This window comes from Microbacterium sp. PAMC22086 (genome assembly GCF_019443525.1).
In the GTDB taxonomy this organism is placed as follows: Bacteria; Actinomycetota; Actinomycetes; order Actinomycetales; family Microbacteriaceae; genus Microbacterium; species Microbacterium maritypicum.
Genome location: NZ_CP080380.1, coordinates 2,816,489 through 2,829,354, shown reverse-complemented (window position 1 = coordinate 2,829,354; position 12,866 = coordinate 2,816,489). Strand labels below are relative to the sequence as shown.

Here is a 12,866-nt window from a genome sequence, read left to right as displayed (position 1 = left end):
CGCCGATCTCCTAACCTGCGGGGATGGACATCCGGCTCGCCCTCATCGCCCTCGTGCACGCCGCACTGATCGGCGTCGGCGCGTGGCTCATCGTGATCGACGCCCGCACGCATCGCCTCCCAAACAGGATCGTGCTGTCGACGCTCGGCTGCCTGCTCGCGCTCGTCGCCGTCGACACCCTGGCCACGGGGCAGGGGGCGCCGCTCGTTCGTGCCCTGCTGGGAATGGTGATCCTCGGGAGCTTCTATGCGGTGCTGCGGGCGCTCAGCCGTGCGGGGATGGGAGGCGGAGACGTGAAGCTCGCCGCCGTCATCGGGCTGGTGCTGGCCTGGCACGGCTGGCAGGCACTCGCGATCGGGGCGGCCGCGGCCTTCGTGCTGGGAGCGCTCTACGCGCTCGTGCTCATCCTGCTGCGGAGAGCGAATGGCTCCACCCGCATCGCCTTCGGTCCCTGGATGATCGCCGGCGCCCTTCTCGGTGTCGTCCTCGGTTGATTCCGCCTGCCTCGCACCGATACCGCGACGACGGCGCTACCCTGAGCACATGGCACTCGCACGACTTCACGGCGGCCCGCTCGACGGGCAGATCATCCCCCTCGGCGACGCGGACGACAAGCTGATCGTTCCCTACAGCGAGACGCAGGTGGTGTACAACCGCCGCGGCGAGCCGCAGAACACCGGCCCCGCCGACGGCCCCACGGAGATCGACTACTGGTTTGAAGAGTCTCTCGAGGACCTCACGCTCGACGATGACTGAGCCCTCCCGCACGGTCGAGGTCGAGCGCAAGTACGACGTCGATCCGGAGACCCCGTTGCCGCGATGGGAGGCGCTCCCGGGCGTCGACACGGTCAGCCCCGGTGTGCTGCGCACGCTGGACGCCCAGTACTTCGACACCGCTGACGGCACGCTCTCGCGCGCCGGCGTGGCATTGCGTCGTCGCACCGGCGGGCCCGACGAGGGCTGGCATGTGAAAGGTCCCCGACAGGGAGACGGTCGACTCGAGCTCGGCTGGCCTCTAGGGGAGGGCGACGCGCTCCCCTCTGCGGTCGCCACGACCGTGTCGGAGTGGACGAGCGCACCGCTCACCCCACTCGCCCGCATCGAGAACGACCGCACCGCCTATCTGCTCACCGGCCCGGACGGCGTCGTCGCCGAGTTCGTCGACGACCGGGTGCGAGCGAGCGACCTGCGCCAGAACGTGAAACGCGAATGGCGTGAGTGGGAGATGGAGCTGGGGCCCGCGGCGCCGGCTGATGAGGCGGGACGCACCGCGTTCTTCGTGGCGGTGGAGCAGGCGGTGCTGGCTGCCGGAGGCCGCGAATCGGCATCCGACTCCAAGCTCGCCAGGGCGCTCGGCTTCTAGGGCAGACCGCGGTCGCGCGCAACCCCTTCCCCCCGGGGCGGTGCGCAGTGCTTGAGTGGCACCATGAGCCGACCGCCTGTGCTTCGATCGCTGCAGACGATCGTCCCCGATACCGTTCTCGTCCAGGATCAGGTGCGTGACGTCTTCGCGCAGCAGCCCGGCCTCGGGCGGCTGGCGCAGCGCATCGTCACGACGTCGTTCAACGTCTCGGGCATCGACACCCGGCACACCGTGATCGACGAGCTGTCGCTGGATTCCGAAGCGACAGACCCCGTGTTCTTCGACCGCGGATCGGGGATGCTGCTCGCCCCCGGCACCAAGGCGCGCAACGACTTCTACGCCCGAGAGGCCACGAAGCTCTTCGTCGAGGCCGCCCGGCGGGCGATCGACTCCGACCCTGACCTCGAGCCGGCCGATGTGACCCACGTCATCACGGTCTCCTGCACCGGGTTCCATGCCCCGGGGCCGGAGTACGAGATCGTGCGTGCGCTCGGGCTGTCCGACGCGGTGCAGCGTTTCCACCTCGGCTTCATGGGCTGCTACGCCTCGATACCTGCGCTCAGGGCCGCGAGTCAGTTCTGCGCCGCGGATGAGAACGCCGTGGTCCTCGTCGTGAGCGTCGAGCTGTGCACTCTGCACCTGCGTTCCTCGGAGAATCCCGACACGATCGTCGCGTCGTCCCTGTTCGCCGACGGTGCGGCCGCCGGGATCGTCACCGCGCGCGATCTCCCGTCCGCGTCGACCGGGTTGCGCCTTGACCGCTTCCACACGGCCATCGCGCCGGAGGGGGAGAAGGACATGGCCTGGACGATCGGCGACACCGGTTTCGAGATGATCCTCTCCACGGCCGTCCCGCAGATCATCGGCGAGACGATCATCGGTGCGCTCCGGCCGTTGTACGGCGCCGAGGAGGGTCTCGGCGAGGCTTTCGAGGCCGGAAGCGTGGGGGATGCGGTCCAGCACTGGGCCATCCATCCCGGCGGGCGGAGCATCCTCGACAAGGTGCAGGAGCGGCTACGCCTCAGCGATGCGCAGCTGCGCCCGGCCAGGGACGTGCTGCGGGAGAACGGCAACATGTCCAGTGCGACCGTGCTGTTCGTCCTCAAGCGCATCCTGGAGGTGGAGGGGGCGAGCGCCGGCGACCGGGTCTCCGCGATGGCGTTCGGTCCCGGTCTGACGGCGGAGAGCGCGCTGATGACCGTCGTCGCCTCGCCCGGGTCATGAGGCCGGACCTCACGACGCGGGACGCCGAGGCTCGCGAGCTGATGGACGATCCGCACGCCGACGCACGGATGCTGGCGCGGACCTACGGACGGTTCGGGTTCGTGAACGCCCTGGTCTCCCGGCCGGGGGCCCTGTACCGACGCGACATCCGACCGCGCGCGCAGCGCTCCCGGCCGTTGCGGATCCTCGACGTCGGGGCGGGCGGGGGAGACCTCTGCCGGCTGCTCGCCTGGCGGTTGCGTCAGGACGGTCTCGACGCGGAGATCACCGCTCTCGACGCGGACGAGCGGGCGATCCGCTGGGCGTCGGCGCACGACGGCGGCGCGGGCATCCGGTATCGCCGCGCCCTGACGACCGAACTCGTGGCCGCGGGCGAGACCTACGACGTGGTGCTGTCCAATCACGTGCTGCACCATCTCGATGACGCCGAACTCACGACCGTGCTCAGCGATTCCGTGCAGCTCGTCGCTCCGGGCGGTTTGGTGTCGCATCATGACATCGCACGCAGCCGCACCGCCTACGCGCTGTTCGCCGCGGCCACCTGGACCATCTCGACCATGCTGCTGGCGGACTCGTTCATACGCGAGGACGGCCTCCTCAGCATCCGCCGCTCGTACACAGCCGCCGAGCTCGCCGCGATCGCCCCTGCCGGGTGGACCGTCCGCGGGGGTGTGCCCTCTCGCCTGGAACTGCGGTGGGAGGGTGATCATGCCCGACCATGACGTGCTGATCGTCGGCGCGGGGCCGGTCGGCCTGCTGCTGGCCTGTCTGCTGGTGCAGGACGGGGTGCGGGTCGCGGTCTACGAACGCCGGACGCACGCCGACGATCGGACCAGGGCCATCGGCATCCACCGCCCGGGGCTCGAAGCGTTGGATGCCGCAGGCATCGGCACCGCGGTGCGGGCGGAGGTGCTGCGGCTCGAGGGCGGCGAGGTGCGCAGCCGTCGACGGAGTCTGGCGTCGCTGACCTTCGCCCCTGATCGCCCGGTCCTGATCCTTCCGCAGCCGCGAACGGACGCCCTGCTGCGCGCCCGGCTGCACTCGCTCTCCGCGGACGCATTGATCTGCGGATGCACCGTGCGCAGCATCTGCCAGAGCGCGGATGCCGTGCGGGTCACGGCCGACTCCGCCGAGGGGCCGCACGAGATCTCGGCCAGCGTCGTCGTCGTCGCGGACGGCGTGCGCAGTCGATTCCGCGACGAGGTGGGTGCCGGGTGGCGCCCCCGCGCAGGACGCGCCTCCTATGCCATGGCAGACGCGGTCGATGCGACACCGGACGCACGTGCCGTGCTGCACTGCGAACCGGAGGGTCTCGTCGAGTCGTTCCCCCTCCCGGGTGGGCGCCGGCGATGGGTGGTGCGGGATACGGGGAGCGGTATCCTCGGCAGCATCGAGGACTTCCGGGCGGCGATCCGGATGCGCACGGGAATCGACCTCGAACTCGCGCCCGACCTGAAGCCCGCGTCGTTCGTCGCCGCGCAGCACACGGCGACGAGGCTGCATCGGGGGAGGATCGTGCTCCTGGGCGACGCCGCGCACGAGGTCAGCCCGATCGGCGGGCAGGGGATGAACCTCGGATGGATGGATGCCGTCCGTCTCGCCGCAGAGCTCGCACAGGGGCTGCCGAGCCGGACCCCCGACTTCTCGGCGTTCGCGCGAGAGGCGCACCGATCGGCGGCGCGGGCGCAGCGCCGCTCGTCGTTCTACATGTCGATGGGTGCTCCGGCATCCACCGCGGTCGTGCGCGGCAGGGAGCTGCTGATGCGGGCGCTCGGATCCGCGCCGCTGCGCGGGTGGACGGCAGGGCTGCTCACGATGCGCGGTCTCTGACCCACGCTCCGGGACGCACGAAGGCCCGGTTCGCGTATCGCGGACCGGGCCTTCATGAGGAAGCGATCAGAAGTTGATCATGTGGCCGGCGAGGCCGTGGAAGCCCTCCTGCAGCGCCTCCGACAGCGTCGGGTGCGTGTGCACGTTGCGGGCCAGCTCCAGCGCCGTCAGATCCCACTTCTGAGCCAGCGTCAGCTCGGGCAGGAGCTCCGACACGTCCGGGCCGATCATGTGGGCGCCGATGAGCTCGAGGTGCTCGGCGTCGGCGATCAGCTTGACGAAGCCGACCGGCTCGCCGAGGCCGTGCGCCTTGCCGTTCGCCATGAACGGGAAGGTGGCGACCTTGATCTCGCGCCCCTCGTCCTTGGCCTGCTGCTCGGTGAGACCGAACGACGCGACCTGCGGAGAGCAGAACGTCGCACGCGGCATCATGCGGTAGTCGCCCAGCGTCTGGGTCTCCGCGCCGCCGATCGTCTCGGCAGCGACGACGCCCTGAGCCTCGGCCACGTGGGCGAGCTGCAGCTTGGCGGTCACGTCGCCGATGGCGTAGATGCCCTCGACATTGGTGCGCATGTGGTCGTCGATGTCGATGGCGCCGCGCTCGGTCAGCTTCACTCCGGTGTTCTCGAGGCCGAAGCCCTCGATGTTCGGGGCGAATCCGACCGACATGAGCACCTTGTCGGCCTCGATCGAGCTCTGCTGCCCGTCCTTGCCGGTGTAGGTGACGGTGACGGAGGAGCCGTTGTCGACGACCGACTCGACCTTGGTCGACGTGAGGATGTCGACGCCGTAGTTCTTGTACTGCTTCGTGATCTCCTTCGACACATCGGCGTCCTCGTTGGGCAGCGCACGGTCGAGGAACTCGATGATCGTGACCTTGACGCCGTAGTTCGTCAGGACGTAGGCGAACTCCATGCCGATGGCGCCGGCGCCGACGATGACGATCGACTCGGGCAGGTCACGGGTCATGATCTGCTCTTCGTACGTCACGACGTTCTCGCTGAGCGTGACACCCGGCAGCAGACGGACCTTGGAGCCGGTGGCGATGATGACGTTGTCGAAGGTGACCTCTTCGACCTGGCCGTCGGCCTTGGCGACCGAGATCGCCTTGGGACCGGTGAAGGTGCCGCGACCGTTGTACTCGGTCACCTTGTTCTTCTTCATCAGGAAGTGGATGCCCTTGACGCGACCCTCTGCGACCTCACGGCTGCGGTCGAAGGCCTTGCCGAAGTCGATCGTGAACTCGCCGGAGATACCGAAGAACTCCGCTTTGTGGTTCAGGGTGTGTGCGAGCTCCGCGTTCTTCAGGAGCGCCTTGGAGGGGATGCAGCCGACGTTGAGGCAGACACCGCCCCAGTACTTCTCCTCGATGATGGCGGTGGAGAGACCGAGCTGCGCGCTGCGAACCGCAGCGACGTATCCGCCAGGACCTGCACCAAGGATGACGACGTCGTAGTGTGGCATGCCTTAAGCCTATCGCTCGGAGGACGGGTCGGAATCGGTCGGAGTCGTGCCGCGACGGCGGCTCATGACGATCCAGACGACCACGCCGGCGACGACAAGGACGGCGACGATCGAGACGATCGAGATCGCCGCGGAGGTGCCGGCGGAGTCGTCTGCGTCCGTGCTCGGCGCGCTGGTGACCTCGGGAGCGGCGGTCTGCTCCGCGGTGGGCGCGGCCGTCGTCGGTGCTGCGGTGGGTTCATCCGTGGTCGCTGCGTCGCCGACCGTCACCGTGAAGAAGTACTCGCCCGACGTGGGGTGCCCGTCGCTGGAGACGACCTTCCAGATCACGTGGTAGGCGCCGGCCGGTCCCGATCCCTTCAGCGGCTGGGTGACGATCGCGCCGTCGACGGCCGCCGGGCCGTCGGTGACCTGGTTGCCGTCGGGGTCGGTCACGACCACCTCGGTGGAGCCTTCACCGCCGATCAGCTTCGCGCTGAAGGTGAGCGTCAGCGTGGCGGGCACGACGTCGACCGACTCATCAGCCGCCGGCGACGACGAGACGAGCGCGTCGTGCGCCGAAGCCGAAACCGGGGAGAGGAGAACGAGAAAGGCGGCGAGCAGTGTCGCGGCGAGGGCGATCGGGGCAGCCGAGCGGCTCAGAGCTTTGGTCTTCACGAGTACAGCCTATGAATCCTCGGTATGGGACCGCTGAGTGTGAAAGCGGCCTCCCGCGAGCGGCTCGGCATCCGTTAGTCTGGACAATCAGGAGGGCACAGTGACTGACAGCGACAGCGACAGCCGACCGGCCAGAGAAGCCGCGATCCACCGTTCCGGTGAGCAGAGACACGACGTTACGCAGACGTTCGGACATGATTCCGATCTGTCGTTCGTGCCGTTCGGAGTGGAACTCACCGACGTCGAGCAGACGGCGATCGCCGCTCTGCCCGCGGGATCGGCGCTTCTGCTGGTTCGCTCCGGCGCTCTCGCCGGAGCGCGATACCTTCTCGACACCGACGTGACGACCGTCGGCCGTCACCCCGAGGCCGACATCTTCTTCGACGACGTGACGGTCTCGCGTCGTCACGCGGAGATCACTCGCACCGGGTCGACGTTCGAGATCATCGATCAGCGTTCGCTCAACGGCACGTACGTCAACGGTGAGCGCGTCGACCGCAGCGCGCTGGTGGACGGTTCCGAACTCCGTGTCGGCAAGTTCCGCCTGAACTTCTTCGCCTCTCCGCACGACCGCCTGGCGGCGAACGCCTGATGGCGGCCTCTCCCGCCCGCGAACGCTCTGCGTCCGCGGGCCTGCTGAGTATCGGCCAGGTGCTCGCACGGCTCACCCCGGAGTTTCCCGACCTGACCTCCAGCAAGCTGCGCTTCCTCGAGGTGCAGGGGATCGTCACCCCGTCTCGCACGGAGTCCGGCTACCGCAAGTTCTCGGCCTCCGACATCGAGCGGCTGCGTCTCGGGCTCACGCTGCAGCGCGACCACTACCTGCCGCTGAGCGTGATCCGCGAACAGCTCGATGAAGCCGACGCCGGCGGGGGTGCGACCGCGCTCGTGCCGCCGCCGTCTATCGCTCCGACCCCGCGCCGCTATCGCCGCGACGAGCTCCTGGCTGCTGCCGGAGCCGGGCCCCAGCTTCTCAACGACGCGATCAGCACCGGCGTCATCACCGCTCAGGAGAGCTACCCCGAGGCGACGGTCACGCTGCTGCGCGGTCTCGTCGGACTGGATCGTCACGGCATCGAGCCGCGGCACCTCCGCTCGCTGCGCCAGGGCGCCGAACGCGAGGTCGCCCTCATCGAATCGGCCATGTCCGCGCTGCTGCGCAGGACCGACGCCGCCTCCCGTGCGAAGGCCAGCGAGCTCGCCCCCGAGCTCGCCTCGCGCATCGATGAAGTGCGCTCGCTCTTCGTCAAGGACGCGCTCTCGCGAGTGCTTTCGTAACGAACTGATTGCGACACACCTTCGCCGTCCCACGGATGTGATTGCCGGCGCCCAGGCACTGCTCTACCGTGGAAGATAACCGTTCCAGGGAGGATTTCAGATGAATGCGGATGAGCTCACAGGCGACCCGCGGTTCGTACCCGAACTCCTCTTCACCGACGGTCTTCCCGCGATGGATGATGAGGTCGGATACCGCGGCGCTGTCGCTGCTCGTGCCGCCGGCATCACCTACCGACAGCTGGACTACTGGGCACGCACCGAGCTGGTGGAGCCCACGGTCCGCGGAGCGAGCGGGTCCGGTTCGCAGCGGCTCTACGGCTTCCGGGACATCCTCGTCCTCAAGCTCGTGAAGAGCCTTCTCGACACCGGCATCTCGCTGCAGCAGATCCGCACGGCCGTGGACGAGCTCCGCCGCGCCGGCATCCGTGACCTCGCAGGCACCACGCTCATGAGCGATGGCGCCTCGGTCTACCTGTGCACCTCGAACGACGAGGTCATCGACCTCGTCAGCCGTGGTCAGGGAGTGTTCGGCATCGCCGTCGGCAAGGTGCTCCGCGAGGTCGAGTCGACGCTCGTCGCCTTCGATGCGACCGCTCCCGACCCCGTCGACGAACTGTCGGCGCGTCGCACCAAGCGCACCGCCTGACCTCTCGCGTCATACAGAAAACGGCCGTCCTCGAAGAGGATGGCCGTTTCGCTGTGTGCGCCCGGGAGGGTCAGCTCTGCTGACCGCTCTCGGGGACGGCGATGCGTCCGGTGCGGATGATCCGGTCGAGCAACTGGTCGAAGTCGGCCGCGAGCTCCTGCGCGGAATCTCCCGGCCAGATGTGCAGCGGCTTGGCGGCACCCTGCGCCTGCTGCAGCGAGGTGCGCTCCGGCAGCTGCGGGGAGAGCACGAGGGGCCCGAACATGTCGCGCAGCTCCTTGATGCGGAACTGGTGCTCGATGGACTGGGGGCGCACGCGGTTCACGACGATGCCGAGAGGCTGCAGACGAGGCGAGAGGCCGCGGCGGATCTCCTCGATCGCGCGAAGGGCACGGTCGGCCGCGGCGACGGAGAACAGGCCGGGCTCGGTGACGACCATGACGCGGTCACTCGCCGCCCATGCCGTGCGGGTCAACGCGTTCAGAGACGGTGCGCAGTCGACGAGCACGAGGTCGTAGTCGGCCTCGACGGATGCGAGCGCCTCTTCGAGCTTCCACACGTCGCGCACGCTCGGGTGCGGACCGTCGAAGTTGATCGCCGAGGGGCTGCCGATGAGGACATCGATCGTTCCGGGGTGCACCTTCGCCCAGCCGCTGGAGGTGATCGCCTGACGGACGACCTTCTCCTTCGGGTTCGCCAGGACGTCGGCGATGTTGAGTCGTCCGGCCACCTGGATGTCCATCCCGGTGGAGACGTCGGACTGCGGGTCGAGGTCGACGACGAGAGTCCGGACTCCTCGGGCGAAAGCCGCTGAGGCCAGCCCGAGTGTCACGGTCGTCTTGCCGACGCCTCCCTTGAGAGAGCTGACGCTGAGTACGTGCACGGACACCACGTTACCTTCCCCTAGGCTGGGTGAACACTCAGCCCCGCCCCATGCGCATCGAAAACGCTGCGCATCGAGCTCCCAGAGGTGTGCATGTTCCAGAAGATCCTTGTGGCGAATCGCGGCGAGATCGCGATCCGTGCCTTCCGTGCGGCGGTCGAGGTGGGGGCGCGCACCGTCGCGGTGTTCGCGCATGAAGACCGCGGCTCCGTGCACCGGCTCAAGGCCGATGAGGCCTACGAGATCGGCGAGCGCGGGCATCCTGTGCGCGCATACCTGAACGTCGACGAGATCATCCGCGTCGCGCTCGAGTCTGGTGCGGATGCGATCTACCCCGGTTACGGGTTCCTCTCCGAGAACCCGGAGCTCGCGGAGAAGGCCGCGGCGAACGGCATCGTGTTCATCGGACCTCCTGCCCACGTTCTCGAAATGGCCGGCAACAAGGTCGAGGCGAAGCGTCACGCGATCGAGGCCGGGGTCCCCGTCCTCCGCTCCACCGAGGCATCGGACGACGTCGAGGCTCTGGTGGCGCAGGCCGAGGACATCGGATTCCCGCTGTTCGCCAAGGCCGTGGCCGGCGGCGGAGGGCGCGGGATGCGTCGGGTCGAGACCGCAGGCGACCTCGCTCCCGCTCTCGCAGAGGCGATGCGGGAAGCCGCGAGCGCCTTCGGCGACGCACGGATGTTCCTCGAGCAGGCGGTCGTTCGCCCTCGGCACATCGAGGTGCAGATCCTCGCCGACAAGACCGGCGAGACCGTGCACCTCTTCGAGCGTGACTGCTCGGTGCAGCGACGCCACCAGAAGGTGGTGGAGATCGCTCCGGCGCCGAACCTCGACGACAGCGTGCGCACTGCCCTGCACGGGTACGCCGTCGCCTTCGCCCGCTCCATCGGCTACGAGAACGCCGGAACAGTCGAGTTCCTGCTCGAGACGGCGGGGGAGCGCACCGGCGAGGTCGTCTTCATCGAGATGAATCCGCGCATCCAGGTCGAGCACACGGTCACGGAAGAGGTGACCGATGTCGACCTGGTGCAGAGCCAGATGCGGATCGCCTCCGGCCAGAGCCTCGCCGACCTCGGCCTGCAGCAGGAGAACCTGCATCTGCGCGGCGCCGCACTGCAGTGCCGCATCACCACGGAGGACCCGACGCAGGGATTCCGCCCCGACACCGGCAAGATCACCACGTACCGTTCCCCCGGCGGTGCCGGCATCCGCCTCGACGGCGGCACGGTCCACCAGGGGGCCCAGATCAGTCCCCACTTCGACTCCATGCTGGCCAAGCTCACCTGCCGTGGGCGCGACTTCCCCGCCGCGGTCGCCCGCGCACGTCGTGCTCTCGCGGAGTTCCGCATCCGCGGCGTCTCGACCAACATCCCGTTCCTGCAGGCGCTCCTGGAAGATGAGGCCTTCATCGCGGGCGATGTCAGCACGTCGTTCATCGACGAACGCCCCGAGCTGCTGCGCGGCCGTGTCTCCAAGGACCGCGGGACGAAGCTCCTCAACTGGCTGGTCGACGTCACGGTGAACAAGCCGCATGGCGTCCACCCCGGCGTCGTCGACGCGGTCACCAAGCTGCCTGCCGTCGACCTGACTTCCGAGCCGGCGCCGGGTTCGCGCCAGCGCCTGCTCGAACTGGGACCTGAGGGCTTCGCCCGCAGCCTCCGTGCGCAGACGGCCCTGGCGGTCACCGACACCACGTTCCGCGACGCGCACCAGTCGCTCCTGGCCACGCGTGTGCGCACGAAGGACCTGGTCGCCGCGGCGCCGTACCTGGCGAGGCTCACTCCCGGTCTGCTCTCGGTCGAGGCATGGGGCGGTGCCACCTACGACGTCGCGCTGCGCTTCCTCGGCGAGGACCCCTGGGAGCGCCTCGACAAACTCCGTGCGGCGCTGCCCAACGTGGCGATCCAGATGCTGCTGCGCGGTCGCAACACGGTCGGCTACACGCCGTACCCCACGGCCGTGACCGAGGCATTCGTCGCGGAGGCCGCTGCCAGTGGCGTCGACATCTTCCGTATCTTCGACGCGCTCAACGACGTGGAGCAGATGCGTCCAGCGATCGCGGCGGTCCGCAACACGGGGACCGCCGTCGCCGAAGTGGCGCTCTGCTACACCGGCGATCTGCTGGATCCGGCGGAAGACCTCTACACCCTCGACTACTACCTGGGCCTCGCGGACCAGATCGTCGACGCGGGCGCGCATATCATCGCGATCAAGGACATGGCGGGTCTGCTGCGTCCGGCGGCCGCCGCCAAGCTGGTCACGGCACTGCGCGAGCGATTCGACCTTCCTGTCCATCTGCACACGCATGACACCCCCGGCGGTCAGCTCGCGACGCTCCTCGCGGCCAGTGCCGCCGGCGTCGATGCCGTGGACGCCGCGTCTGCGCCGCTCTCGGGAACCACGAGCCAGCCGTCGCTGTCGTCTCTCGTCGCCGCGCTCGCGCACACCGAGCGCGACAGCGGGATCTCGCTCGACGCCGTCTCGGATCTCGAGCCCTACTGGGAGGCGGTCCGTCGCCAGTACGCGCCGTTCGAGTCGGGTCTTCCCGGCCCCACCGGGCGCGTCTACCACCACGAGATCCCCGGCGGTCAGCTGTCGAACCTGCGACAGCAGGCGAAGGCGCTCGGCCTCGCCGACGACTTCGAACTCATCGAGGACATGTACGCCGCGGCCGACCGCATCCTCGGTCGCGTGCCCAAGGTGACGCCGTCGTCGAAGGTCGTCGGCGATCTCGCCCTCCACCTCGCGGCCGTGAAGGCCGACCCTGCCGACTTCGAGGCGAACCCCGAGAAGTACGACGTTCCGGACTCCGTCGTCGGCTTCATGGCGGGCGAGCTCGGCGACCTGCCCGGGGGATGGCCGGAGCCTTTCCGCACCAAGGTCCTCGCCGGGCGCTCCGTGCGCACCGGCCTCACCGCGATCACGGCAGACGACGAAGCAGCACTCGCCGGAACCAGCGCCGAGCGGCGGACACGCCTCAACACGCTGCTGTTCCCCGCGCCCACCGCGGAGTTCGCCGAGCGTCGGGAACTGTTCGGCGACCTCTCGGTGCTCGACACCAGTGACTACCTCTACGGTCTCGTCGCGGGACAGGAGCACCAGATCGAGATCGATCGCGGTGTGCGCCTGTACGTCGGGCTCGAAGCCATCGGCGATGCCGACGACAAGGGTATGCGCACCGTCATGACGACTCTGAACGGGCAGCTGCGTCCGGTGTTCGTCCGCGACCGTTCGATCAAGGTCGACGCTCTCGAGGTCGAGAAGGCCGACACGTCCGTTCCGGGTCAGGTGGCCGCTCCGTTTTCCGGTGTCGTCACACTGAAGGCCGAGGTCGGGGCCACTGTCCGGGCCGGTGAACCCGTCGCATCCATCGAGGCGATGAAGATGGAGGCGGCCATCACCGCCCCCGTCGACGGCGTCATCGAGCGGCACGCGATCGCCGAGACCCAGCAGGTGGATGCAGGAGATCTTTTGGTCGTGATCCGCCCGGCGCACTAATCTTGTGCGGGCGAGGGCCG

At 68.7% G+C, this 12,866-nt stretch carries 13 protein-coding genes; 10 read left to right on the top strand and 3 right to left on the bottom strand.

Annotated features, from left to right (window positions below; translation table 11 throughout):
- Window positions 1-23: 23 nt before the first annotated feature.
- The 6 genes from KY497_RS14035 to KY497_RS14010 all read left to right on the top strand — a co-directional run bounded on the left by KY497_RS14035 (window position 24) and on the right by KY497_RS14010 (window position 4,417).
- Window positions 24-494, top strand: coding sequence for an A24 family peptidase (locus tag KY497_RS14035; protein ID WP_141386208.1), 471 nt, complete (start codon window positions 24-26; stop codon window positions 492-494).
- A 49-nt stretch (window positions 495-543) separates the two neighbouring features.
- Window positions 544-756, top strand: coding sequence for a hypothetical protein (locus KY497_RS14030; protein WP_017830198.1), 213 nt, complete (start codon window positions 544-546; stop codon window positions 754-756).
- Entirely contained in the window at window positions 749-1,363 is a 615-nt protein-coding gene (locus KY497_RS14025) for a CYTH domain-containing protein (RefSeq protein WP_219869300.1), read from the top strand. The genes KY497_RS14030 and KY497_RS14025 overlap by 8 nt, the downstream gene beginning before the upstream one ends.
- Window positions 1,364-1,426: 63 nt before the next feature.
- Window positions 1,427-2,587, top strand: a complete 1,161-nt coding sequence (locus tag KY497_RS14020) for a type III polyketide synthase (protein ID WP_258185708.1) — start codon at window positions 1,427-1,429, stop codon at window positions 2,585-2,587.
- Window positions 2,584-3,309, top strand: coding sequence for a methyltransferase domain-containing protein (locus KY497_RS14015; RefSeq protein WP_219869299.1), 726 nt, complete (start codon window positions 2,584-2,586; stop codon window positions 3,307-3,309). The genes KY497_RS14020 and KY497_RS14015 overlap by 4 nt, the downstream gene beginning before the upstream one ends.
- Window positions 3,296-4,417: an NAD(P)/FAD-dependent oxidoreductase gene (locus KY497_RS14010; protein ID WP_219869298.1), complete on the top strand. Its 1,122-nt coding sequence runs from the start codon at window positions 3,296-3,298 to the stop codon at window positions 4,415-4,417. Before KY497_RS14015 ends, KY497_RS14010 begins: the two co-directional genes overlap by 14 nt.
- Window positions 4,418-4,483: 66 nt before the next feature.
- Here the strand turns inward: KY497_RS14010 and lpdA are convergent, their stop codons facing one another.
- Window positions 4,484-5,881 carry a dihydrolipoyl dehydrogenase gene (gene lpdA, locus KY497_RS14005; RefSeq protein ID WP_219869297.1) on the bottom strand — a complete coding sequence of 466 codons (1,398 nt, stop codon included), beginning with the start codon at window positions 5,879-5,881 and terminating at the stop codon, window positions 4,484-4,486.
- 9 nt (window positions 5,882-5,890) lie between these two features.
- Complete coding sequence (locus tag KY497_RS14000) at window positions 5,891-6,538, bottom strand: copper resistance CopC family protein (RefSeq protein ID WP_219869296.1); 648 nt, start codon at window positions 6,536-6,538, stop codon at window positions 5,891-5,893.
- A 100-nt stretch (window positions 6,539-6,638) separates the two neighbouring features.
- Here KY497_RS14000 and KY497_RS13995 point away from each other — a divergent pair, with 100 nt between their 5' ends.
- The 3 genes from KY497_RS13995 (at window position 6,639) to KY497_RS13985 (ending at window position 8,462) form a co-directional block, all read left to right on the top strand.
- Entirely contained in the window at window positions 6,639-7,130 is a 492-nt protein-coding gene (locus KY497_RS13995) for an FHA domain-containing protein (protein ID WP_219869295.1), read from the top strand.
- Window positions 7,130-7,816 (top strand): MerR family transcriptional regulator, encoded by a 687-nt coding sequence (locus KY497_RS13990; protein ID WP_141386203.1) that lies wholly within the window; start codon window positions 7,130-7,132, stop codon window positions 7,814-7,816. The genes KY497_RS13995 and KY497_RS13990 overlap by 1 nt, the downstream gene beginning before the upstream one ends.
- Before the next feature lie 100 nt (window positions 7,817-7,916).
- On the top strand, window positions 7,917-8,462 hold the full coding sequence (locus KY497_RS13985) for a MerR family transcriptional regulator (RefSeq protein ID WP_055867298.1): 546 nt from the start codon (window positions 7,917-7,919) through the stop codon (window positions 8,460-8,462).
- A gap of 70 nt (window positions 8,463-8,532) precedes the next feature.
- Here the strand turns inward: KY497_RS13985 and KY497_RS13980 are convergent, their stop codons facing one another.
- On the bottom strand, window positions 8,533-9,345 hold the full coding sequence (locus tag KY497_RS13980; protein ID WP_028501500.1) for a ParA family protein: 813 nt from the start codon (window positions 9,343-9,345) through the stop codon (window positions 8,533-8,535).
- 93 nt (window positions 9,346-9,438) lie between these two features.
- Between KY497_RS13980 and KY497_RS13975 the strand changes: the two genes are divergently transcribed.
- Window positions 9,439-12,846 (top strand): pyruvate carboxylase, encoded by a 3,408-nt coding sequence (locus KY497_RS13975; protein ID WP_219869294.1) that lies wholly within the window; start codon window positions 9,439-9,441, stop codon window positions 12,844-12,846.
- Window positions 12,847-12,866: the final 20 nt, after the last annotated feature.

Excerpts from the sequence above, each read along its gene's own strand:
- KY497_RS14035 (WP_141386208.1), top strand. The coding sequence starts at position 24 with ATGGACATCCGGCTCGCCCTCATCGCCCTCGTGCACGCCGCACTGATC.
- KY497_RS14030 (WP_017830198.1), top strand. The coding sequence starts at position 544 with ATGGCACTCGCACGACTTCACGGCGGCCCGCTCGACGGGCAGATCATC.
- KY497_RS14025 (WP_219869300.1), top strand. The coding sequence starts at position 749 with ATGACTGAGCCCTCCCGCACGGTCGAGGTCGAGCGCAAGTACGACGTC.
- KY497_RS14020 (WP_258185708.1), top strand. The coding sequence starts at position 1,427 with ATGAGCCGACCGCCTGTGCTTCGATCGCTGCAGACGATCGTCCCCGAT.
- KY497_RS14015 (WP_219869299.1), top strand. The coding sequence starts at position 2,584 with ATGAGGCCGGACCTCACGACGCGGGACGCCGAGGCTCGCGAGCTGATG.
- KY497_RS14010 (WP_219869298.1), top strand. The coding sequence starts at position 3,296 with ATGCCCGACCATGACGTGCTGATCGTCGGCGCGGGGCCGGTCGGCCTG.
- lpdA (WP_219869297.1), bottom strand. The coding sequence starts at position 5,881 with ATGCCACACTACGACGTCGTCATCCTTGGTGCAGGTCCTGGCGGATAC.
- KY497_RS13990 (WP_141386203.1), top strand. The coding sequence starts at position 7,130 with ATGGCGGCCTCTCCCGCCCGCGAACGCTCTGCGTCCGCGGGCCTGCTG.
- KY497_RS13985 (WP_055867298.1), top strand. The coding sequence starts at position 7,917 with ATGAATGCGGATGAGCTCACAGGCGACCCGCGGTTCGTACCCGAACTC.
- KY497_RS13975 (WP_219869294.1), top strand. The coding sequence starts at position 9,439 with ATGTTCCAGAAGATCCTTGTGGCGAATCGCGGCGAGATCGCGATCCGT.